Genomic DNA, 21907 nt, shown 5'->3' with positions numbered 1-21907 from the left:
GTCCCGTTGGCAGACGGGACGGGCCAGGACATCCCACTGGTCGCGGTGGCGCACGGGTCTCGCGATCCGCGCGCCGCCGCGACCGTGGAAGCCCTGCTCGACGAGGTACGGCTGGCGCGGCCCGGACTGCCGGTGCGCACGGCGTACCTCGACCACGCGACCCCGTCCCTGGGGCAGGCGCTGAGCGGGCTGGACGCGGCCGTGGTGCTGCCGCTGCTGCTCACCGAGGCCTACCACAGCCGGGTCGACCTTCCCGCGGCGCTCAACGAGGCCAGGGCGCGTGACCCGCGGCTGCGCGTGCGCTACGGCGCGACGCTGGGGCCGCACCCGCTGCTCCTGGCGACGCTCGAACGGAGGCTGGCGGAGGCCGGGGTGTCGCCGGGCGATCCGGACACCGCGGTCGTGCTCGTGTCAGCGGGTTCGAGTGATCCGCGGGCCAACGCGGTGGTCACCGGGATGGCCCGCTCCTGGTCACGGGCGACGGGCTTCCCGCGCGGGCTGTCCGCGGGCCCGCGTACCACTGGAGGGTGGTGGGCGGTGACGGCGGCGTACGCGTCGGCGGCCGAGCCGACGCCCGCGCAGGCGGTGACGCTCCTCCGCGAGGCGGGCGCGCCCCAGGTGGCCGTCGCGCCGTACCTGCTGGCGCCCGGTTACTTCGCCGACAAGGTGCGGCGGAGCACCCTTGAGGCGGGCGCCGACGTGGTCGCCGACGTGCTCGGCCCGGCTCCTGAACTGGCCGAGGTGCTCCTGGAGCGCTATGACACCGCGGCCCGCGCCCCGGCCGGTGCGGCGGCCTCGTAGACGTCAGCGCGTCTCGCCCGCCAAGCTTTCGAAGCACGGCCGCAGGAGGGCGATGATGTCGTCGGCGGGAGCGTCCGCCAGGGAGCTCAGCTTGAGCAGGTAACGATCGATCACCACCCCGTGGATAATCGCGCTGATCAGCGCCGCCCGCAGCCCGGCGTCAGTGGCCGGGATGGCCGCGCTCATCCGGTCGAGCCAGGTCGCCGCCGCCACCGGCGCGCCGTTCACCCAGCGGGTCATCGCCGTGATCCGGGTGCGTGACGGACTTGTCGTGCGCTATCGCGACTACATCAACCCGCTGCCGTTGATGGCGGCGATGGGTTCGTCAGTAGCCCCGGCGTAGATCGCGGCGCATGCTGCGGTGGTCGTCGCGGAGCTGCCTGCGCATGCTGCGCCACTCGTCGCCGTGCAGCATGCGCCACTGCTCGCGCCATGCCGCCAGGCCGCGCCGCAGTGGTTGCGCCTGGGAGTCGCCGATCACCTTCACGTCGCCCATGACCGCGTACGCGTGCACCCGGATGACCGGTGCGTTGGTGCCCGGCGCCGCTTCCAGGACGTCGACCCGCTTGTCACCCATGATGGCCATGCCGTCGAGGTCCACGTTGACGCCGTCGGGAACGATGATCTTCACGTCGCCCATCACCGAGACGGCCATGATGTCGACCATGTTCGTGCGGACCTCGGCCTCACGCAGGTCGAGCAGCACATCGCCCATCACGGCGACCGCCCCCAGCTCCTGGTCGATCCGCCAGGTGCCGCGCCGCTTGGAGTCGCCCATGACGCCGACGAACCAGCGCCGCTTGCGCGCAGGCCCCTCCTGATGAACCGGTGGCACGGGTGCGGCGCCCGAAGCGGGCAGGTCCTGGACGAGCATGGCCAGCTCGGCGTGCGTGGAGGCGGTGTAGGCGGCCTCCGTGCGGTCGGTCAGCTCGACGAGCGTCAGCCGCCCGTCGACCGAGGCGACGCGGAGCTGCTCCACGACTGCTTCACGTTCGGCGTCCGAGGCCCTAACCTCGCCAGGGTCAGTCATACTCGCAACATATCGCGTTTCTGGACGATCGGGATCCTCCCGGAGAAGGAACAGTCATACTCCGAACCGCTCACCTCGCCGAACTGCTCACCTCGCGAACCGCTCACCTCGCGAACCGCTCACCTCGCGAACTGCTCATCGCGCTTGCGAGGGGCTGACACGGCCGGAGCCCGATCCAAGCTAGGGTCCAGTCATGCATGAGGAACAGCTCTACCGGGCCGCGTTGAACGGCGAGTCGGAGAAGGTGAGCGAGCTGCTCGCCGGTGGCACCGACCCCAACCAGGCCAGCGCCGGCGACGAAGACGGGTTGCCGCTCTGCGCGGCGGCCGCCTGGGACCGGGCCGAGGTAGCGGGCCTGCTGCTGGCCGCCGGGGCCGACGTAAACGGCCGGGAGAGCGGCGGCTGGACCGCGCTGCTCTGGGCCGCGGCCAAGGGGCACGCCGAGACGGCCGAGTTGCTCGTCGAGGCGGGGGCCGAGATCGACGCCGCCAACGACGTCGGCGACACGCCGCTCACGCTGGCGGCCAGGCGTGGCGCCCTGGGCGTCGTACGCCTGCTGCTGGACAGCGGGGCCGACGCCGCCAAGTACGACGGGGACGGCGACACCCCGCACGAGATCGCCGTCGACTGGGTGGGCGTGCATCTGGAGAGCGCGCTGCTCGACCAGATCGGCCAGGACGACTGGGAGTACGTCGTGGCGCGCCAGTTCGCCAAGGACGGCACCGAGCTCGTCACCGTGGCCGGGCGCTCCCCCGACGGCGAGCAGACCGAGCAGGTGCAGGCGCAGCGCGGCCACGCCGCCATCGCGACGCTGCTGGAGGACGTCACCGGCGTCCACGCCCCGGCCGACCAGCTCGTGGCGCGGGCCCTGGCGCACCGCGACACCGACGAGGACGCCGAGACGTGGTGGATCGTCGCCGACTCGCTGGGCAAGCGGGCCGACGACGAGACGTACGAGGTGCTGGCCGGGCTGTGCGTGAGCGAGGACGCCAGGGAGCGGGAGTTCGGCGTCGACGCGATCGCCCAGTTCGGGTTCGCCGACGACGACAAGCCCTACCTTGAGCAGACGCTGCCGCTGCTGCAGAAGATGGCCACCACGGAGGGCAACGCGCAGGTCCTCCGCTCGGTACTGGCAGCGCTCGGCCACCAGGGCGACCCCCGGGCGCTGCCGCAGGTGCTCGACATCATCGGCCGTCCTGATCACCGGCGCACCATGACCGACGCGATCGCGCTGGCCGACGTGCTGCCGCCGGACCATGAGGAGGGGCTGGAGCTGCTGATCAGCATGACGCGGGACGACGAGGCGGAGGTCCGCGACTGGGCCACGGCCGGGCTGGCCTCGCTCAAGGCCGACACACCGCAGATCCGCGAGGCACTCGCCGACCGTCTCGACGACGCCGACTTCCGTACGGTGGCGGAGGCCACGCGCGGGCTCGCCGAGCGGGGCGACCCGCGGGCCGAGCAGGGCGCCAAGCGGGTGCTGGCGGAGAGCGACGACGAGTACGCCAGGGACCTGGTCACCCAGACCCAGGCGCAGTAGGGACGTGGCACGGACCCGGCCTGACGCCGCGGATCCTTGGGATGTGGTGACACCAACCCGGCCCTGACCGCCTGCGGAGAAGCGGGCGTCAGGGGCCCGAAAGGGCCGGGGCGGTGTTGAGGACGTCGTGAGCCAGGGCGAGGTCGCCTTCGAGGTCGGCGGGGAAGGACCCCGGGTCGCCCCGCCCGCCCAGCAGGAAGCAGAACCCCACCACGTCCGCCGTGATGTGCGCGTCCGGGACGCCGCCACCGTCGGCGGCGTCCGTCACGCCGAGGGGAACGTGCCACTCCCCTCCCCCCGGCCCGGTCAGCGTGAGCGAGAGCGTGCGCCCGCTGCCGTCCAGGCCGGACAGGAGCATCGTCCACGGCAGCAGCCGCGCGCACAGGTCGGCCGTCGGGTGGATGTGCTCGGGGATCGGGTCGGGGAGCCGGAGGCCGCCGGTACGTGCGGCGTCGTCGGCGTGCACCCACGTCTCCAGGCACCGGGCCAGGATGTGGTCGGACACCGGCGCGTCGAGGCCGTCGAGGTGCGCGGCGGTGCCGGGGGCGAGGTCGGCCAGGTGGCGGCAGAGGGCGTCGGCCTGGGCACGCCAGTCGCGCCTGGTCTGTTCGGGGCTGCGGGCCCGCTCGTAGTTCTGGACGTCGGCGGTACGGCTGAGCGAGTCGTTCGCGCCGATGGCCGGGCCCAGTACGGGGGCGCCGACCGAGGCCGCCAGCAGGCCGTCCTTGGCGGCGAGGTGGGCGACGAGCTCCTGAAGCGTCCAGCCCTCGACGATGACCCGTGACCAGTCGTCCTCCACGGCGGAGGCGAGCAGCGCATCCATGGCGGCGACGCGCCCGGCGTACGGCTGCGCCCAGGGGGCGGTGGGCGCGGCGGGCCGGCGCCGGGCCCTGGCCCCCGCCAGGAGCTGGGGCCGCAGGGAGCGTTCCGGTACGGCCGGGTCCTCCATCAGCGCGTCCAGGTAGAGACGCTCGACGGGCTCCATCACACCTCTTCCTCTGCCAGCGCGTCTGCCAGGCGGCGTAGCGCCAGCCGGATCCGCGACTTGGCCGTGCCCTCGGGCACGCCCAGCTCCTCGCCCACCTGGCGGTATGTCCGCCCACCGTAGTAGGCCAGTTCGACCGCTTCCCGCAGGCCGTCGGGTAACGCCAGCACCGCCTGCCGTACCCGCTTGGCCTCGTCGGCCGCGAGCACGTTGTCCTCCAGCCTGGCGGGCTCGGGCTCGTACAGGCGGGGGCCCAGCGCGGAGACGCGCCTGCGCTCCTCGGCCCGTACGTGGTCGACCGCGCGGCGGTGGGCGATCGTGGCGAGCCACGCGCGCAGGGTGCCACGATCTGGGTCGTAGGCCAGCGGCCGTTCCCAGAAGACCAGGAACACCTCCTGCGTGATGTCCTCGGCGATCACCCGGTCCCTGGTGACACGCAGGGCGAGACCGAAGATCAGCGAGGAGAGCCGATCGTAGACCTCCCCGAGCGCGGCCTCGTCGCCGCCGACCACCCGCTGATGCAGCAGGCGGTCGTCGTACGGTGCCTCCACTGGCACCACACTCCCGTGATCCGGACCAAGGCGGCGGGTGCGCCGCGACCCGAGCATGTCATTATTCGCCGGAGATGTGCACACGGATGACCGAGCCGCAGAACTTTCTCGGGCGCGCGATAGGGTCGGAATTCCTACGACCAGAGGGAGCAACCACTATGGCCACCACTCGCACCGCCACCACTCAGTGGAAGGGCGCGCTGCTCGACGGGTCGGGCACGGTGTCGCTGGACACCTCGGGTGTCGGCACGTTCGAGGTTTCCTGGGCGTCCAGGGCCGAGGCCGCCAACGGCAAGACCTCGCCCGAGGAGCTCATCGCGGCCGCTCATTCCTCCTGCTTCTCCATGGCGCTCTCGCACGGCCTGGCCGGCGCCGGCACTCCCCCGGAGTCGCTGCAGACCAGCGCGGACGTGACGTTCCAGCCTGGTGAGGGCATCACCGGGATCGTCCTGACCGTGAAGGGGCAGGTGCCCGGGATCACGGCCGAGCAGTTCCAGGAGGCGGCGGAAACCGCGAAGGCGAATTGCCCGGTGAGTAAGGCGTTGACGGGCACGACGATCAGCCTCAACGCCGAACTCCTCTAGCGGGACCGCGATCGCGTGCGACAATTGGGTCACATGCGCGAGGTCTGGCCGGGCGAGCCCTATCCACTTGGCGGCACCTGGGACGGCGTGGGCACCAGCTTCTCGCTGTTCTCCGAGGTGGCCGAGCGAGTTGAGCTATGCCTCTTTCACGATGACGGCTCCGAAGAACGCGTGGATCTGCCGGAAGTCGATGGATTCGTCTGGCACGGTTACCTGCCGGGCATCGCGCCGGGACAGCGCTACGGCTACCGCGTGCACGGCCCGTACGAGCCGTCGCACGGGCACCGGTGCAACCCGGCGAAGCTCCTCCTCGATCCCTACGCCAAGGCGATCGACGGTGATCTGACGTGGAACGAATCGCTGTTCCCGTACCACTTCACCGACCCGACGCGGCTCAACTCGGCCGACAGCGCGCCCTTCATGCCGAAAAATGTGGTCATCAACCCATTCTTCGAATGGGGCAACGACCGGCCGCCGCGCACTCCGTACCACGAGACCGTGATCTACGAGGCGCACGTGCGGGGGCTCACTATGCGCCACCCGGCGGTGCCCGAGGAGCAGCGCGGCACGTACGCGGGCGTGGGGCACCCGGCGATCATCGACCACCTGCTCTCGCTCGGGGTGACGGCGGTCGAGCTGATGCCGGTGCACCAGTACATGCCCGAGCACTTCCTGGTGGCGCGGGGGCTGACCAACTACTGGGGCTACAACACGATGGCCTACCTGGCCCCCCACGGCCGATACAGCAGTTCGGGCACGCGGGGCGAGCAGGTGCTGGAGTTCAAGGCCATGGTGCGGGCGCTGCACGAGGCGGGCATCGAGGTCATCCTCGACGTGGTCTACAACCACACGGCCGAGGGCGACCACATGGGGCCCACGCTGGGGTTCAGGGGGATCGACAACTCGGCCTACTACCGGCTGCACGACGGTGACCGGCGCTACTACCTCGACTACACCGGCTGCGGCAACTCACTGAACGTCCGGTCGCCACACGCGCTCCAGCTCATCATGGACTCCCTGCGTTACTGGGTGCTGGAGATGCACGTCGACGGGTTCCGGTTCGACCTGGCGGCGGCGCTGGCGCGGGAACTGCACGACGTCGACCGGCTGAGCGCCTTCTTCGATCTGATCCAGCAGGATCCGATCATCTCGCAGGTCAAGCTGATCGCGGAGCCGTGGGATGTCGGCCCCGGCGGCTACCAGGTCGGAAATTTCCCGCCATTGTGGACGGAGTGGAACGGGAAATACCGCGACATAGTGCGAGATTTCTGGCGCGGCACCCACTCGGCGCTCCCCGAGTTCGCCTCCCGCCTGACCGGTTCCGCCGACCTCTACGCCTCCTCGGGCCGCCGGCCCGTCGCCTCCATCAACTTCGTGACCTGCCACGATGGCTTCACCCTCACGGACCTGGTGTCGTACGACCGCAAGCACAACGAGGCCAACAGCGAGGACAACCGCGACGGCACCGACGACAACCGCTCCTGGAACAGCGGCGCGGAGGGGCCCGTCGAGGACCCCGAGATCGTCCGGCTCCGCCACCGCCAGCGCCGCAACCTCCTGACGACGCTGTTCCTGTCGCAGGGGGTGCCGATGCTCTCCCACGGCGACGAACTCGGCCGCACGCAGCGGGGCAACAACAACGCCTACTGCCAGGACAACGAGCTCGCCTGGATCGACTGGTCGCAGATCCACACCGAGTCCGATCTGCTGGAGTTCGTCTGCAAACTGTCGCGGCTCCGGCGCGAGCACCCGGTCTTCCAGCGCCGCCGCTTCTTCCACGGCCGCCACCCGGACGACGGCAAGCGCGACCTGGTGTGGCTCACGCCGGGCGGCACGGAGATGACGGCCGGAGACTGGCACATCGGCTACGCCAAGTCGCTGATGGTCTACCTCAACGGCGAGGCGATCACCGAGCCCGGGACGCGGGGTGAGCGGATCGTGGACGACTCGTTCCTGTTGCTGATCAACGCCCACCATGAGGACATGACGTTCACACTGCCGGGCGGGGAATTCGGCGACCACTGGCTGCCGATCCTGGACACCGATGACAAGGGGGTTTGTGACGGCGAATACGCCCACTCCTCCCAGGTCACGGTGACTTCCCGCAGCATGCAGGTGCTCCAGCGTCCGCTTTCATAGCATTTCTTTTACGGCAGGCACGGTGGGCCCCACCCGCCGTACAGGGTCGGCGTCCGTCCAGGGGACGCTCCTCCGGTGGAGGCGGCCGGGCGCCAGCCGGGGCCTCAGAGCAGGCCCGCGACGCTTGCCGTGAGGATGACCAGGACGAAGGTCGCCACGCCCGCCAAACCGTGCAGCAGCACCGCGAGGAGCGGGAAGCGCCGTTCCGCGCCCCGCGCGTGGCGGCCCGCGCCCAGCCAGCGGGTGAACATCACGAAGCCCAGCAGGGCCGCCGCCGCCAGGACCCCGAACGCCGTCCATGCCAGCACGCGGTTGCCCGTGAGCAGGAAGGCCACCCAGCAGGCCAGCGCCGACACCCCCAGCACCGGATGGGAGAAGATCAGCGTCACCGGGAAGCGCGTTACTTTCGCCGCCTGTTGCCGCAGCCCACCCCCCGACAGCCACAGGTAGAGCAGGTAGATCCCCACGAGCGCGGTGAACAGCCATGTAACAGCGGCGACCAACCCCACTGGGCTCTCCCCTCAAGTGCCCGATTCCCCTGCCGCCACGTTATGCGCGTCACGCTGCGTACGTCCCTAGATACGCCAAAGTGCTATCCCTGGGCGCAGGCCGGGCGGCCAGTCCCCTGTCTGGGGCCGCAGCGCCGTCGTCGCGGGTCCTTCGCCGGCTGGTTGTCGGAGGCGTGTGCCAAGGTAGAGGAGTGCGTCGTATCCATCCCGACATTCAGGACGATCCAGATATTCAGCAGGCCTACGCCTACCCGGCGGACCGGCCGTGGCTGCGCCTCAACATGGTCGCCAGCGCCGACGGGGCCGCCTGGCTGAAGGGCCTGTCAGGTGGGCTGTCCAGCCAGGGCGACCGGCGGATCTTCCGGATCCTGCGCGGGCTGGCCGACGTGGTCATGGCGGGCGCCGCGACCGTGCGCACCGAGGGGTACGGCGCGGTCAAGCCACGTGACTCCTGGAAGGAGTTGCGGGGGGACCGGCCGCCGGCTCCGCCCCTGGCGGTGGTCACCCGCCGGCTCGACCTCGATCTGGGCAGTCCGCTGTTCACCGAGGCCGTGAGCCGGACGATCGTCATCACGTGCGAGGCCGCGCCCGCCGAGCTCCGCGCCGAGGCCGCCCGGGTGGCCGACGTCGTGGTGGCGGGCGGCGACCGGGTCGACATGTCGGTGGCCGTACGCGAGCTGCACGAGCGCGGTCTGACGCGGATCCTGTGCGAGGGCGGCCCCCGGCTCAACGGGCAGCTCGCGGCGGCCGACCTGATCGACGAGCTCTGCCTGTCGATCAGCCCGCTGCTGGTCGGGGGCGGGGCGGCGCGCGTTCTCAACGGCGAGGCGGCACAGGTCGAGCTGCGGCTCAGCCAGGTGCTGGAGGAGGAGGGGGTCCTCTTCTGCAAGTACACGAGGGAGTCGACGACATGACCGAACCCACCCAACCACCCGCCGAGGCACCGGTCGAGGCGACAGCCGGGGAGCCGGTCGAAGCGCCGGTCAAGGCGCCGGTCGCAGAGGAGCCGGAGCCGGTGCCCAATCTGCCGGTGCGGCCGCCGGTGGCGCCGATGCTGGCCAAGCCGGTCAAGAAGATGCCCCAGCAGGACGGCACGCTGTTCTACGAGCCGAAGTGGGACGGGTTCCGGTGCATCGTGTTCCGCGACGGTGACGAGGTCTATCTGGGCAGCCGCAACGAGCGGCCGTTCACCCGATACTTTCCCGAGCTGGTCGAGGCGGTCAGGGCGGAATTGCCGGACAGGTGCGTGGTCGACGGCGAGATCGTGCTGCCGCAGGGGTCGCAGCTCGACTTCGACGCGCTGCAGCAGCGCATCCATCCGGCGAAGTCGCGGGTCACGATGCTGTCGGAGCGGACGCCCGCGTCGTTCGTGGCCTTCGACCTGCTGGCGCTGGGCGACGAGTCGCTGATGGAGGCGCCGTTCAGTGAGCGGCGGGCGCGACTGGAGCAGATCTTCCCGGAGAAAGGCAGGTCCATCCGGCTGACCCCGGTCACGACCAACACCGAGCAGGCGGGCGAGTGGTTCGAGATGTTCGAGGGGGCGGGGCTCGACGGCATCATCGTCAAGCCCGGCGACCAGCCGTACATCCCCGACAAGCGCACGATGTTCAAGGTCAAGCACGAGCGCACCGCCGACGTGGTGGTGGCCGGTTACCGCGAGCACAAGACCGGGCCGATCGTGGGCTCGATCCTGCTCGGCCTCTACGGCGACGACGGCAGGCTGCATCACGTGGGCGTGGCGGCGTCGTTCCCGATGGCGCGCCGTGCCGAGCTGGTCGAGGAGCTCAAGCCGTACATCGCCGAGCTGGGCGAGCATCCCTGGGGCCACTGGGCCGAGCAGGCGGCGGCCACCGTCGGGCAGCCGGCGGCCGGGCCCGCCACCGGCGGGCAGCGGGTGCCCGGCGCGGTGTCGCGCTGGAACGCCAAGAAGGACCTGTCGTTCATCCCGCTCCGGCCGGAGCTGGTGATCGAGGTGGCTTATGACCAGATGGAAGGCGACAGGTTTCGACACACCGCGCAGTGGCGGCGGTGGCGGCCGGACCGCACGCCGGAATCGTGTACGTACGAGCAGCTAGAGAGGCCGGTTTTGTACAACCTTGACGATATCCTTGCCCGATAGCCCTTTATCCCGTTATATCTCGACATATGAGTACCGGTGATGAGCTGCGGGCGGCGGTGGGCGCCCGACGGGACCTCGGTCCCGATTTCGAGGATGCGATAGTCGAGTCGTTCCTCGACAAAATGGGGCAGGAGGTCGACCGGCGGGTCGACGAGCGGCTCGCCGCCGCAGATCCCAAGGGCAAGAAGGCCAAGCAGCAACTGCAGCGGCCGGCCGACGGCCAACGGCTGGCTCTGGCGATCGTCTCGATGGCTCTCGGCACGCTCCTGACATTGGCCGTGATCATGGGCCAGAAGGAGATGTGGGTGATAGCGCCGATCTGGTTCGCGATCATCGTCGTCAACGGGATCTTCTCCGGCAACGGCAAGGGCTGACCCAGCCGCCCGGCCGATCCTGGCCGCAGGTCCCGGGGGCGCGGGTCCCCGGGGGCGCAGGTCTCGGGGGTGCGGCTTCCAGGGGGCGCAGGTCTCGGGGGTGCTGGTCCAGAGGTGGGGTGCTGGTCCCGGGGAGGTGCGAGGCTTGGGGGGTCGGTGGTCAGGTGAGCCAGATGAGGCCGGCGAAGCGGCCGCCTGGCTGCTCGCGCCGGTGGGAGTAGAGCTCCTGCGACTCGATCGTGCACCGGGCGTCGTGTCGTACGTCGGCGACGCCCGCCGTACGCAGCTGAGCCTCGATGCCCGCCCGCAGGTCCAGCGCGGGCGTGTCCCACGAGGTGGTCGACCAGGTTTCCGGCACCCGGGACGCGACCCGTTCGCGCAGGTCGGCGGGCACTTCGTAGCAGCGGCCGCACGCGCCGGGCCCGATCAGCGCCACCATCCGACCGGGTGCCGCGCCCTTGGCCGTCATCGCCTCGACCAGGGCGGTCGCGATGCCCGCTTCAGTGCCCGGACGGCCGGAGTGGGCGGCGGCCACCATGCCCGCGACCGGGTCGGCGACGAGCACGGCCGGGCAGTCGGCGCCCAGCGAGGCGAGCGCCAGCCGCGGCTCGGTGGTGAAGACGCCGTCGAGCGGCGGCGCGTCGGCGCCGAACGGCTCGCTGACGTAGGCGACGTCGGCGCTGTGGACCTGCCGCATGAACACGACGGCCCGCACACCCAGCTCGGCCGCGACACCCGCCCGGTTGGCGCGCACCGCCTCGGGGTCGTCACCGACCAGCCCGCCGAGATTGCGCGACGCGTATGGCGCGGCGCTCACGCCCCCGTGGCGATCGGTGATGGCGACATGCACTCCGGGGGCCAGCTCCATGCCCCGATCTTAGGCCTCACCCGCCGGTAACCCCGTCAGTGTCCCTGCCAGTGGGGTTTCTGTTTGGCCAGGAAGGCAGGGACGGCCGCGTGGAAGTCGTCGCTGCCGAAGACCGTCGCCACGATGTCGTCCCCCTCGGGCAGGTTCGCCACGCGTAGCCGCCTGACCGCCTCCTTGGCGGCCCACATCGACAGCGGCGCGTGCCCCAGCAACCGCTCCTCCACCTCGGCCTGCCGTGCCGGAAGGTCGTCCAGCGCGCAGAGCTCGGCGGTGAAGCCGGCCGCGTGTGCCTCCTCGGCGGTGTACATGCGCGCCCGCAGCAGCATGTCGAGCGTGCGCGCGGGGCCGAGGTGGTGGAGCAGCAGCGAGTAGGTGTTCATCGACAGGCAGTTGCCGAGCGTCTTGGCGATCGGGGCGCCGAACCGCGCCCCGTGTACGGCCAGGCGCAGATCGCAGGCGGCGGCCACGACCAGCCCGCCACCCACGCAGTAGCCCTGCACCACGGCCACGGTCGGCACCTTGACGCGCTCCAGCCGGTCGATGACGCGCTGTACCTTGCGCTCGTACGCGATCCCGTCCTCGCCGCTGGTGAACGTGGCGAACTGGGAGATGTCGGTGCCCGCGACGAAGGCCCGCCCGCCCGCGCCCGAGAGCACCAGGAGCCTGATGTCCGGGTCGGAGTCGGCCTGTTCGCAGGCGTCGTGCAGCCCTTCCCACATGCCCCAGGTCAGCGCGTTGTGCTGGTCCGGCCGGTTGAAGACGACCCGCAGCACGGGCCCGTCGGTCGAGACCAGGAGCTCGCTCATACCTTCTCCTTATCGGAAACCTTGCGGCGGACCAGCCTCGATAGCGCGGGTCCGGCCGCCAGCAGGACGGCGAGTGCCAGCACTACGAGCGCGATCGGCCGGGTGAAGATGATCGTCAGGTCGCCGTCGCCCATCGCGGACGTCTGCACCAGCGCCTTCTCGAACAGCGACCCGATCACCAGCCCCAGCACGAGCGGCGCCATCGGCAGATCAAACTTCTTCATGAAATATCCGACCAGACCGAATGCGAACACCACCCAAACGCTGAACATGTTGTTGTCGATCGAGTACGCCCCGACAAAACTGGTCACCAGGATCAGCGGATACAGGTACGCGTACGGGATGCGCAGCATCTGCGCGAACAGCGGCGCCAGCGGCAGATTCAGGATCAGCAGCAGCACGTTCCCGATGAAGAACGACGCCAGCAGTCCCCACACCAGTTCCGGCTGCTCCTCGAAGAGCAGCGGCCCCGGCTGGATCCCGTACATCGTGAACGCCCCGAGCAGCACCGCCGTGGTCGCGCCGCCCGGGATGCCGAGGGCGAGGGTGGGCACGAAGTTCGCGTTGGCGGCTGCGTTGTTGGCGCTCTCGGGCGAGGCCACACCCTCGATCGCGCCGTGCCCGAACTCGTCCTTGTGCCGTGAGACGCGCTTCTCCACGCCGTACGCCAGGAAGGAGGCCAGCGTGGAGCCCGCGCCCGGCAGGCAGCCGAGCAGGTAGCCGATCACGCTCCCACGGAGGATGGCGCCCTTGGACCGCGACAGCTCCGCCCTGGTGATCATCAGATCCCTGAACCGCGCGCGGATGGGCTCGGCCGCGCCCTGCCTGATCTGGAAGAGCACCTCCCCCACGGCGAACAGCCCGATCATGACCTGGACGAACGGCAGGCCGGACAGCAGGTCCACGTCACCGAAGGTGTAGCGGGGCAGTCCGGTCGCCGCGTCGACGCCCACGGTGGCCAGCAGCACGCCGAGCACCGCCATGGCCAGCCCGCGTGTCCGCGCGCCGCCGGAGAAGCTGACGATGGTCGCCAGGCCGAGCACCATGACGGCCAGGTTCTCCGGCGGGCCGAAGTCCAGAGCCAGCTTCGCGAACGGCGGGGCCATCGCGACCAGCAGGATCAGCGAGATGATGGCCGCCACGAACGACCCGATGGCCGCGATCGACAGCGCCGCGCCTGCCCGGCCCTTCCTGGCCATCTGGTAGCCGTCGATCGCCGTCACCACGCTGGCCGCCTCGCCGGGCGTGGAGATCAGCACGGAGGTGATCGTCCCGCCGTACTGCGCGCCGTAGTAGATGCCCGCGAGCATGATGAGCGCGGTCAGCGGTTCGAACGAGAGAGTCAGCGGCAGCAGTACGGCCACACCCGTCGTCGAGCCCAGACCGGGCAGCAGCCCGATGATCGTGCCCGCGAGGACGCCGACGAAGCACCAGAGCAGGTTGGCCGGGGTCAGCGCCGCGCCGAACCCCATGAGCAGGTTGTCCAGCATTCAGCCCTCGCCTCCGATCCCGAGCGGGCCGCCGGGCAGCGGCACGTTCAGGAACAGGACGAACACCGCGTAGATGACCAGCGTCGCGACGACGGCGACCACGAGGGCGGGCACCGGCCGCCGCCGCTCGACGAAGGCCGACACCGCGAACACCAGCAGCCCGAACGCCACCAGGAACCCCGTCACCGGCACCAGGAGCAGCGCCGCGAGCAGCATCGCGAACACGATCCACAACGTCCGCACCCGCCGCCGCGCCGCCTGCTCCACCGGCTGCTCGGCAGCGGTCCGGCGCAGCGTCCCGACCAGGGCGGCGGCGGAGAGCCCGGCGAGCAGCACCCCGCTCACCAGCGGCAGGAACCCGGGCCCGACCTGCCCGCCCTCCCTGGTGATCCCGAAGCCGAAGGAGGCCGCCGCCATCCCCAGCGCCAGGCAGGTCAGCAGCGCCCACACGGCCGCCTCCCCCTGGACCAGGCGTCTCATGACGACTTCTTCAGCACCGGGGCGAGCGCGGTGTCGAGCTGCTCCAGGTAGGTGCCGAACGCGGGCCCGTACAGCTCCGCCTGCTGCAGGTAGTTGTCCTTGAGCCACCTCTGGAACTCGGCGGTCTTGGCGACGCCCTTCGCCGCCTCCTGCCAGTAGGCGGCCTCCCGCTCGTCCAGCCCGCCGGGCGCGAGGAAGCCGCGGAACTGAACGTACGAGACATCTATGCCCTGCTCCTTGGCGGTGCCCAGCTCGGCGAACTCGGGGTAGGTGTAGCGCTTGTCGGTGGTCACGCACAGGCCCCGGAGGTCGCCGGACTTGAGCTGGCCGATCACCTCGCCCGGGTTCAGCAGCGCGACCTGGATCTGCCCGCCGAGCACGGCCGGTACGAGCTCGCCGCCCGACTCGAACGGCACCCGCTGGAACTTCACCCCGGTCTTCTGCTCGATCATCGTGAAGATCACGTTGTCCACGCCGTACGCGCCGGACATGCCCACACTGACGCGCCCGCTCTTGGCCGCGGCGACCACGTCCGCGCAGGTCTTGTAGGGCGCGTCCTTCTTGACCACGAGGATGCCGCCGTCCTCGGCCAGCTTGGCGATGGGGGTGAAGTCCTTGCGGCTGAAGGTCACCTGGCCGCTGAGCGGGAGCGAGAGGATGGCGTTCTCGGTGGCGAGCAGGTAGCTGCCGTTGCCCTTCTTGCCGAGCAACGCCGAGTAGCCGACCGCGCCGGAGCCGCCCTCGCGGTTCTCCACCGTGACCTTCAGGCCCGGCTCGGCCTTCTCCAGCGCGCCCGCGATGGCCCGGCCCGCCAGGTCGCTGCCGCCTCCGGCGCTGAAGGGCACGATCATCCGTACGTCCCCGCGCGGCTTCCACGCCCCTCCGGCGTCGGCGGCGCCGCTGCCGTTGCACGCTGTCGCCAGCAGTACGGCCAGCAGCGCCACGGCCTTTTTGGGAAGTACGCCCCTCATGACCGGAGCTCCGCGAGCTTGGCGGTGAACTTGGCGACGTCGATGACGAAGCGCTCGTGAGTGCCCGCGCCGATCGTGCCGTTGCCGTCCTCGGCGGTCACGGCGAACGTGACCCGCCGCCGGTCCACTTCGGTGACCGTGGCCGTCGCGGTCACCGAGTCGCCCTTGAGCGTGGGCGCCACGTGCGCGATGTCCACTTTGCTGCCGACGCTGCCCTGGCCGTCGTTCAGGTACGGGGCCAGCGCCTCGATCGCGGCGTCCTCCAGCAGGTGGACCAGGTTCGGCGTGGAGAAGATGTCGTAGTCGCCGCGGCGGGTGCAGTGCCGTTCCTCGACGACCCAGGTGAGGACGGCGCTCGCGCCAGGGGCCGGCTGGTCACTCATGAACTCTCCAAGGGGGTGGGGGATTGAGCCGCGACGCCTTCGGCGAGCAGCCGGTCGATCTCCTGCTCGGGCAGGCCGCACTCGCGCAGCACCGCGACGGTGTCCGCGCCGAGCAGCGGCCCGGCGGCCCCGCGCTCCGTGGGGGTGGCCGAGAAGCGCATGGCCGAGCCGAGCTGGCGTACGGGGCCCATACCGGGGTGTTCCGCGTCCCAGAAGAACCGCCGCCGGTCCAGATGCTCGTCGTTGAACACCTGGGAGTAGTCGGAAATGGGGGCACACGGTACGCCGTGCGCGTCGAGGGCGGCCACGACCTCGGCCGTGGTCCGCGTGGTGGTGACGGCCTCGATGGCGGGGATCAGCTCGTGCCGTAACCCGTGCCGGTCGTGGGCGTCGCCGTACCTGTCGTCGTCGAGCAGGGCGGTCAGTCCGAGCGCGGCGCAGAAGCCGTGCCAGGTCTTGGGGGTGACGGCGCCGACCGTGCACCAGCCGTCGGAGGTGCGGACGGCCTGGTAGGGGGCGGTGCTCTGGTGCGCGGAGCCGAGGGGGCCGCTGACCTCGCCGGTGGCGAAGAACTTGCCCGCCTCCCAGATCGCGAACGACACGGCCGACTCCAGCAGCGACACGTCCACATGCTGGCCTTCACCGGTCAGCTCGCGGGCGTGCAGCGCGGAGACCGCGCCGAGCGCCCCGTACAGGCCGCAGACCAGATCGGCGATGGGCACGCCGACCTTGACGGGGTCTCCGCCGGGCGGCCCGGTCACGCTCATCAGGCCGCCACGGGCCTGGGCCATGATGTCCAGCCCCGGCAGGCCGGCCAGCGGCCCGTCCTGTCCCCAGCCGGAGGCGGAGACGTAGACGAGCTTGGGGTTGACCTTCTTGAGGTCGTCGTACCCGAGGCCGAGCCTGCGCATGGCGCCCGGCCGGAGGTTCTCCACGAGAACGTCGGCCGTCTCCACCAGGCGACGCAGCGCCGCCACGCCGCCCGGCGACTTCAGGTCGAGCGCGACGGAGCGCTTGTTCCTGTTGATCCGGGCGAACGGCGAGCTGTGCCCGGCCACGAACGGGCCGATCGCCCGTACCTGGTCGCCCCCGGCTGGGTTCTCGACCTTGACGACGTCGGCGCCCAGGTCGGCGAGCTGCATGGCGGCGAACGGGGCGGCCATGAAGGCGCCCACCTCGACGACACGGATGCCTGACAGCGGAGCAGTCATAGTGTTACAAAAACCTCACTTCGGCCGGGGATGGACTATTGTCTACAGAAGACAACTCCGCTAGACAAGGGTTCGGCCGGAACTTCTTCGGCACTATGGCGTCAGACACTGATCGCCTATGACAAGAGAGACCACGATGCGCATCGAGGCACCCCCCAGTATGGTCCAGCTCGCCACCGAGGCGTTGATGCGCATGCTTCTCGGCGGCACACTCCGCCCCGGAGATCGGGTGGTGGAGAACCAGCTCACCCAGGAACTCGGCGTCAGCCGGCCGCCGCTGCGCGAGGCCATGCGGGTGCTGGAACAGCAGGGGCTGATCACCCAGCTGCCGCGACGCGGCGCCTTCGTCACCCAGCTCACGCTGCACGACATCTACGAGATCGTCACACTCCGCCGCGAACTCGAGCGGATGGCCGTGGACCTGGGCGTTCCGGTCCGCTCCGCCGCTCGGCTCGAACGCTGCCACGCCGCGCTGCACAAGCACGGCGAGGCTGCGCAGGCGGGCGACTGGCTGGGCGTGCTGGAGCGGGCGGTCGACTTTCACAGCTCGGTGATCGGGCTGTCCGGGCATCGGCGGCTGGAGGAGGCGTACCGGTCGATCCAGTTCCAGATGCTGCTGTGCATGGGCATGAACCGGCAGGCGCGGGCGTCGGACGAGTCACTGGTCGAGGACTGGCACCGGCACCGCCGCCTGCTGGGCGTGATCGAGGCCGGGGATCCGGAGGAGGTACACCGGGAGCTGGCCGCGCACGGGGACATGGCGTTCCTGGACGGCATCGAGGACCAGGTCGGCGGGCACTCGCCCGAGTCGCTGGCCTGGCTGCACCGCCTCAGGAAGGAATCTTCGGGAAGGATCTTCAGGAAGGAACGGAATGAGTGATCGTCTAGCGGAGCTCAGGGCCGCGATCGGGTGGACGGGGCCGTCGCGGGAGGACGTGGTGGAGCATCGCCACCTGGCGGCGTATCAGCACGCCATCGGTCTCGACACCGGGCCCGATGATGAGGTGCCTGCGACGTTCACCGCCTGTTTCCTCGACGAGCCGCCCTCGCTGCCCACCGCCGCCTCCTACGGCGACGGATGGCTCAACGGCGGGGACCGGTTCGAGTACCACGCACCGCTCCGGCCGGGTGACGCGATCAGGTCCCGGCCGCGCTTCACCGGCGTCGTCGAGAAGTACGGCTCTGCGGGGCCGATGGCGCTGCTCACGTTCGAGACCGAGTTCATCCGGCCGGACGGCGAGCTGGTGGTCAGACACGTCGGCACCCGCATCCGGAAATAAGGGCCTTTCATGACCGATCTCCCACCCCTGACGGAGACCACCACGCTGCGCAGGCTGGTGGAGTATGCCGGAGCCTCGGGCGACTTCTACGACATGCACTACGATCTCGACTTCGCCCACGCGCTCGGCCACCCGGACCTGGCGGTCCACGGCCTGCTCAAGGCCGCCTACCTGGGCCGGCTGGTCACCCGATGGCTGGACGGGCGCGGACGCCTGGCCGTACTGGAGGTCAGCTACCGGGGCATGGACTTCCGCGACCGCCCGCACACGTGCCGCGGCCGGGTGGTCTCGACCGACGGCGAGCGGGCGGAGCTCGAACTGTGGGGCGAGGACGACCAGGGCCGCCGCACCACTCTCGGTCGCGCCGAGATCGTCTACGAGTCGAGAGCATCTACGAGGAGAGCTGACCGATGACCACCCTTGCCGACCTGCACGCCCTGATGGCTCGCCTGGGGCACCCGGTGGTGACCGCCCCCGCCCCCTCCGTGGCCCGGTTCGCGGACGGCGCTCCGTACCGGTTCGAGATTCCCAGCGTGGAGGGGCCGGAGGTCCTGGAGGCCGTCGTCGCGGAGGCGGATCTGCTGAACGTACCCGTGCACCGGACCTCGCAGGGCAGCGGCGTGATGATGCTGTCGGACGCGGAGATCACCCGCATGGCGCGCATCGGCGCCGAGCGCGGCATCGAGATCAACCTGTTCCTCGGCCCGCGCGCCGCCTGGGACACCGGCGGCCAGGCCAAGGTGACCCAGGCGGTCGGCGCCGCGGCCCGGGGCAACGCGATGGTCGCCGCCTGCGTGGCCGACGCGCTGCGGGCCTGCGAGCTGGGCATCCGCAGCCTGCTCGTCGGCGATCTCGGCACGCTGGAGGTGCTCACCACGATGAAGGCCGACGGCGCGCTCCCGTCCTCCCTGGTGCTGAAGACCTCCGTACTCCTGCCGCTCACCAACGGCCCCACCGCCACGATCCTGGAACGGCTCGGGGCGAGCACGCTCAACGTCGGCACCGACCTGACCGTCCCGCACCTGGCCGAGATCCGCGCCGCCACCGGCCTGCCGATCGACCTGTATCTGGAGGTACCCGATGACCAGGGCGGGTTCGTCCGCTTCTACGAAGCGGTGGAGATCGTCCGGGCGACGGCACCGGTCTACCTGAAGATGGGCCTGCGGAACGCGCCGAACATCTACCCGTCCGGCGCCCACCTCGGCGCGGTGCCCCGCGAGCTGGGCCGGGAGCGCGTACGCCGGGCGGCCCTGGTCCAGCGACTGCTGGAACAACTCGACCCCGACCTCGCCAAGCACCCCACCCCAGCCCAACGCCCCTCGGACCTCGGCATCCCACAGCCGTAGCGAGCCTCCCGCCGAAGGCAGTCCGCCCATGGGACCCCAACCCGCTAGCCCGTGCCCGCTAGCCCGTTCAAGGCAAGCAAGCATATGCTTGGCCACGTGGCTGACTATCGCAACTTGATCGGCGGCAAGCTCGTCCCGGCCGCCGACGGTAAGACCATGGACTCCGTCAACCCGGCCACCGGCGAGGTGTGGACCAGGATCCCGGCGAGCGGCCCCAAGGACGCCGAGGCGGCCGTGGCGGCCGCCCAGGAGGCGTTCCCCCGCTGGTCGGCCATGCCGGCGCTGGGCAGGGCGCACTTCCTGCGCAAGGTGTCCGAGCTCTTCGCCCAGCACGCCGAGGAACTGGCCAGGCTGGAGACGCGCGACAACGGCAGGATCCTGCGCGACACGCTCAAGAAGGACCTGCCGGGCATGGCGCACCTGTGGCAGCTCGCCGCGGGCCAGTGCCTGGACGCGGTCAAGGGCGACACCGTCATCCTGGGGCCCGACGCCCTGGGTCTGACGCGGCGCGAGCCGTACGGCGTGGCCGTCTGCATCATCCCGTGGAACTCCCCCATCTCGACGTTCTCCGCGAAGGCCGCCTTCGCCCTCGCGGCCGGCAACACCGTCATCGTCAAGCCCGCCGAGCAGGCGAGCGTGTCGGTGTTGCGGCTGGGCGAGCTGCTGGCGGAGGTGTTCCCGCCCGGGGTGCTGAACATCGTCAGCGGCCTGGGCGAGGAGGTGGGCGACGCCCTGGTACGGCACCGGGGCGTCGGCAAGATCAGCCTCACCGGTTCGACGGCCACCGGCCAGGCCATCACCCGGGCCTCCGCCGACTCGCTCAAGCCGATGACCTTCGAGCTGGGCGGCAAGTCGCCAAACATCGTCTTCCCTGATGCTGATCTGGAGGCGGCCGCCCAGGGCATCACCGTGAACTCCATCTTCACCGGCAACGCCGGGCAGGTCTGCGTGGCCGGTTCGCGGATCCTGGTCCACCGGTCCGTCTGGGACGAGGTGCTGGAGCGTACCCGGCAGATCGCGGAGAGCCTCATCCTGGACGACCCGCTCGACCTGGCGACCACGATGGGCCCGATCGTGTCGGCCGGCCAGTACGAGCGCGTCGTCTCCTACCTGGAGTTGGCCGAGAAGGAGGGCGCGGAGCTGGTGTTCGGGGGCCGGGCGGGCACCGAGGTGGTGCCGCATCTGCCCGGCGGCTACTGGGTGGCGCCCACCCTCTACACGACCGGTGACAACGCGCTGCGCATCTGCCAGGAGGAGATCTTCGGACCCGTGGCGGTGGCGATCCCGTTCGATACGGACGAGGAGGCGCTGACGATCGCCAACGACTCGCCGTACGGGCTGGCGGCCGGTCTGTGGACGCGTGACCTGCGCCGCGCCCACCGGTTCATCCGCGATCTGCGGAGCGGGACGGTGTGGGTGAACACCTTCCGGCAGATGCCGCCGGGGCTGCCGTTCGGCGGCGTGAAGGACAGCGGCTACGGGCACGACTCGGTCCTCGAATACACCCGGGAAAAGGCGGCCATCATCCAGATTTAGTTAGATAGATTCCCATCATGAGCGAGGGGATCAACGAAAAGCCGGAGCTTTCCGAGGCTGCCGCACAGTCTCGGGCCTCGGTGCTGCGCAGCCGGGCCGAGTCGTACATCGCGCTGTCGAGACACGACGCCGCCATCGCCGATCTTACGGAGTCGATCGCGCTCGTGCCGGACAATGCCCGAGCCTGGCGGCTGCGGGGTGAGAGCCACCGGATCATCGAGCGCTATGAGGCCGCGCTGTCCGACTTCGACGAGGCGCTGCGGCTGGAGCCGGACAGCGGGTACGCCCTGGGCTCGCGCGGCCAGGCGTACGCCTCGCTCGGCCGCTTCGAGGAGGCCATGGCCGACTTCGAGCACGCGCTCACCCTCTCGCCCGAATCGCTGTGGATCCTAGAGGCGAAGGCGGACACCCTCGCCGATCTCGGCCGCCTGGACGAGGCGCTGGAGGAGCACGCGAAGATCATCGCCCTGAACGAGGAACTGGCGTACTCGTGGCTGGCCAGAGGCGAGCTCTACCAGCGCATGCACCTGTACACCGAGGCCATCGACGACTACACGCGGGCGCTGGAGGTGGAGCCCGAGTACGTACGGGCGTTCAGCAGGCGCGGCGAGGCCCTGCGCATGGTCGACCGCTACGACGAGGCCCTGGCCGACCTGAACCGGGCCATCGACCTCGACCCGGACAACGACCGGGCACTGGGCAGCCGTGGGGCGGTGCTCAGCGAGATGGGCGACAACGAGGGAGCGGTGAAGGACCTGGACCGGGCGATCGAACTGGACGAGGACTACATCTGGGCGTACCGGGTGCGGGGCGAGGTCCTGCAGGAGATGGAGCGGCACGAGGAGGCGGTGGCCGACTTCACCCGGGCACTGGACCTGGAGTTCGGCGACTCCTGAAAGGTCTC

The 21907-nt window shown here is 70.5% G+C and carries 25 protein-coding genes; 13 read left to right on the top strand and 12 right to left on the bottom strand.

Annotated features, from left to right (window positions below; all coding sequences use genetic code 11):
- Positions 1 to 6 precede the first annotated feature (6 nt).
- A complete protein-coding gene (locus AB0L53_RS14605; protein WP_363993342.1) occupies positions 7 to 801 on the top strand; it encodes a sirohydrochlorin chelatase in 795 nt (264 codons plus the stop codon).
- Between the two features lie 3 nt (positions 802 to 804).
- On the opposite strand, the gene AB0L53_RS14600 is transcribed toward AB0L53_RS14605, so the two are convergent.
- On the bottom strand, positions 805 to 1041 hold the full coding sequence (locus AB0L53_RS14600; protein WP_363993341.1) for a hypothetical protein: 237 nt from the start codon (positions 1039 to 1041) through the stop codon (positions 805 to 807).
- A gap of 85 nt (positions 1042 to 1126) precedes the next feature.
- Positions 1127 to 1831, bottom strand: coding sequence for a DUF1707 domain-containing protein (locus AB0L53_RS14595; protein WP_363993340.1), 705 nt, complete (start codon positions 1829 to 1831; stop codon positions 1127 to 1129).
- Between the two features lie 193 nt (positions 1832 to 2024).
- Between AB0L53_RS14595 and AB0L53_RS14590 the strand changes: the two genes are divergently transcribed.
- On the top strand, positions 2025 to 3371 hold the full coding sequence (locus AB0L53_RS14590) for an ankyrin repeat domain-containing protein (protein ID WP_363993339.1): 1347 nt from the start codon (positions 2025 to 2027) through the stop codon (positions 3369 to 3371).
- 88 nt (positions 3372 to 3459) lie between these two features.
- Here AB0L53_RS14590 and AB0L53_RS14585 read toward each other — a convergent pair whose 3' ends face one another.
- Entirely contained in the window at positions 3460 to 4356 is an 897-nt protein-coding gene (locus AB0L53_RS14585) for a maleylpyruvate isomerase family mycothiol-dependent enzyme (protein ID WP_363993338.1), read from the bottom strand.
- On the bottom strand, positions 4356 to 4913 hold the full coding sequence (locus AB0L53_RS14580; RefSeq protein WP_363993337.1) for a sigma-70 family RNA polymerase sigma factor: 558 nt from the start codon (positions 4911 to 4913) through the stop codon (positions 4356 to 4358). Before AB0L53_RS14580 ends, AB0L53_RS14585 begins: the two co-directional genes overlap by 1 nt.
- A 152-nt stretch (positions 4914 to 5065) precedes the next feature.
- On the opposite strand from AB0L53_RS14580, the gene AB0L53_RS14575 reads away from it, so the two are divergent.
- Together AB0L53_RS14575 and glgX are read left to right on the top strand one after the other, a co-directional pair.
- Positions 5066 to 5491 carry an OsmC family protein gene (locus AB0L53_RS14575; RefSeq protein ID WP_357642571.1) on the top strand — a complete coding sequence of 142 codons (426 nt, stop codon included), beginning with the start codon at positions 5066 to 5068 and terminating at the stop codon, positions 5489 to 5491.
- A gap of 33 nt (positions 5492 to 5524) precedes the next feature.
- On the top strand, positions 5525 to 7630 hold the full coding sequence (gene glgX, locus AB0L53_RS14570; protein ID WP_363993336.1) for a glycogen debranching protein GlgX: 2106 nt from the start codon (positions 5525 to 5527) through the stop codon (positions 7628 to 7630).
- Positions 7631 to 7734: 104 nt separating this feature from the next.
- Here glgX and AB0L53_RS14565 read toward each other — a convergent pair whose 3' ends face one another.
- Complete coding sequence (locus AB0L53_RS14565) at positions 7735 to 8139, bottom strand: hypothetical protein (RefSeq protein ID WP_363993335.1); 405 nt, start codon at positions 8137 to 8139, stop codon at positions 7735 to 7737.
- Between the two features lie 191 nt (positions 8140 to 8330).
- Between AB0L53_RS14565 and AB0L53_RS14560 the strand changes: the two genes are divergently transcribed.
- The 3 genes from AB0L53_RS14560 to AB0L53_RS14550 are packed head-to-tail and all read left to right on the top strand — an operon-like array spanning position 8331 to position 10632.
- Positions 8331 to 9053 carry a pyrimidine reductase family protein gene (locus AB0L53_RS14560; RefSeq protein WP_363993334.1) on the top strand — a complete coding sequence of 241 codons (723 nt, stop codon included), beginning with the start codon at positions 8331 to 8333 and terminating at the stop codon, positions 9051 to 9053.
- Complete coding sequence (locus AB0L53_RS14555; protein WP_363993333.1) at positions 9050 to 10258, top strand: ATP-dependent DNA ligase; 1209 nt, start codon at positions 9050 to 9052, stop codon at positions 10256 to 10258. The genes AB0L53_RS14560 and AB0L53_RS14555 overlap by 4 nt, the downstream gene beginning before the upstream one ends.
- Positions 10259 to 10284: 26 nt before the next feature.
- The gene (locus tag AB0L53_RS14550) at positions 10285 to 10632 is read left to right on the top strand and encodes a hypothetical protein (RefSeq protein WP_357941060.1); all 348 of its coding nucleotides are present in this window, start codon (positions 10285 to 10287) and stop codon (positions 10630 to 10632) included.
- A gap of 160 nt (positions 10633 to 10792) precedes the next feature.
- Here AB0L53_RS14550 and pgeF read toward each other — a convergent pair whose 3' ends face one another.
- Genes pgeF through AB0L53_RS14515 form a run of 7 tightly spaced genes read right to left on the bottom strand, consistent with a single transcriptional unit; the run spans position 10793 to position 16841 of the window.
- Entirely contained in the window at positions 10793 to 11500 is a 708-nt protein-coding gene (gene pgeF / locus AB0L53_RS14545; RefSeq protein WP_363993332.1) for a peptidoglycan editing factor PgeF, read from the bottom strand.
- Positions 11501 to 11535: 35 nt separating this feature from the next.
- Positions 11536 to 12306 (bottom strand): enoyl-CoA hydratase/isomerase family protein, encoded by a 771-nt coding sequence (locus tag AB0L53_RS14540; RefSeq protein ID WP_363993331.1) that lies wholly within the window; start codon positions 12304 to 12306, stop codon positions 11536 to 11538.
- A complete protein-coding gene (locus AB0L53_RS14535) occupies positions 12303 to 13796 on the bottom strand; it encodes a tripartite tricarboxylate transporter permease (RefSeq protein ID WP_363993330.1) in 1494 nt (497 codons plus the stop codon). The genes AB0L53_RS14540 and AB0L53_RS14535 overlap by 4 nt, the downstream gene beginning before the upstream one ends.
- Entirely contained in the window at positions 13797 to 14276 is a 480-nt protein-coding gene (locus tag AB0L53_RS14530) for a tripartite tricarboxylate transporter TctB family protein (protein ID WP_363993329.1), read from the bottom strand.
- The gene (locus tag AB0L53_RS14525; RefSeq protein WP_363993328.1) at positions 14273 to 15247 is read right to left on the bottom strand and encodes a tripartite tricarboxylate transporter substrate binding protein; all 975 of its coding nucleotides are present in this window, start codon (positions 15245 to 15247) and stop codon (positions 14273 to 14275) included. Before AB0L53_RS14525 ends, AB0L53_RS14530 begins: the two co-directional genes overlap by 4 nt.
- Positions 15244 to 15630: a thioesterase family protein gene (locus AB0L53_RS14520; protein ID WP_363993327.1), complete on the bottom strand. Its 387-nt coding sequence runs from the start codon at positions 15628 to 15630 to the stop codon at positions 15244 to 15246. The genes AB0L53_RS14525 and AB0L53_RS14520 overlap by 4 nt, the downstream gene beginning before the upstream one ends.
- A complete protein-coding gene (locus AB0L53_RS14515) occupies positions 15627 to 16841 on the bottom strand; it encodes a CaiB/BaiF CoA-transferase family protein (protein ID WP_363993326.1) in 1215 nt (404 codons plus the stop codon). Before AB0L53_RS14515 ends, AB0L53_RS14520 begins: the two co-directional genes overlap by 4 nt.
- Positions 16842 to 16959: 118 nt before the next feature.
- On the opposite strand from AB0L53_RS14515, the gene AB0L53_RS14510 reads away from it, so the two are divergent.
- The 6 genes from AB0L53_RS14510 (at position 16960) to AB0L53_RS14485 (ending at position 21899) form a co-directional block, all read left to right on the top strand.
- Positions 16960 to 17721, top strand: coding sequence for a GntR family transcriptional regulator (locus tag AB0L53_RS14510; RefSeq protein ID WP_363993325.1), 762 nt, complete (start codon positions 16960 to 16962; stop codon positions 17719 to 17721).
- Positions 17714 to 18121: a MaoC family dehydratase N-terminal domain-containing protein gene (locus tag AB0L53_RS14505; RefSeq protein ID WP_363993324.1), complete on the top strand. Its 408-nt coding sequence runs from the start codon at positions 17714 to 17716 to the stop codon at positions 18119 to 18121. Before AB0L53_RS14510 ends, AB0L53_RS14505 begins: the two co-directional genes overlap by 8 nt.
- A 9-nt stretch (positions 18122 to 18130) precedes the next feature.
- The gene (locus AB0L53_RS14500; RefSeq protein ID WP_363993323.1) at positions 18131 to 18535 is read left to right on the top strand and encodes a MaoC/PaaZ C-terminal domain-containing protein; all 405 of its coding nucleotides are present in this window, start codon (positions 18131 to 18133) and stop codon (positions 18533 to 18535) included.
- Complete coding sequence (locus AB0L53_RS14495) at positions 18532 to 19467, top strand: hypothetical protein (protein ID WP_363993322.1); 936 nt, start codon at positions 18532 to 18534, stop codon at positions 19465 to 19467. Before AB0L53_RS14500 ends, AB0L53_RS14495 begins: the two co-directional genes overlap by 4 nt.
- A 96-nt stretch (positions 19468 to 19563) precedes the next feature.
- The gene (locus tag AB0L53_RS14490) at positions 19564 to 21003 is read left to right on the top strand and encodes an aldehyde dehydrogenase family protein (RefSeq protein WP_363993321.1); all 1440 of its coding nucleotides are present in this window, start codon (positions 19564 to 19566) and stop codon (positions 21001 to 21003) included.
- A 17-nt stretch (positions 21004 to 21020) separates the two neighbouring features.
- Positions 21021 to 21899, top strand: coding sequence for a tetratricopeptide repeat protein (locus AB0L53_RS14485; protein ID WP_363993320.1), 879 nt, complete (start codon positions 21021 to 21023; stop codon positions 21897 to 21899).
- Positions 21900 to 21907: the final 8 nt, after the last annotated feature.

This window comes from Nonomuraea sp. NPDC052129, assembly GCF_040680095.1.
Taxonomy (GTDB): Bacteria; Actinomycetota; Actinomycetes; order Streptosporangiales; family Streptosporangiaceae; genus Nonomuraea.
This window is presented reverse-complemented; position numbering and strand designations above follow the sequence as displayed.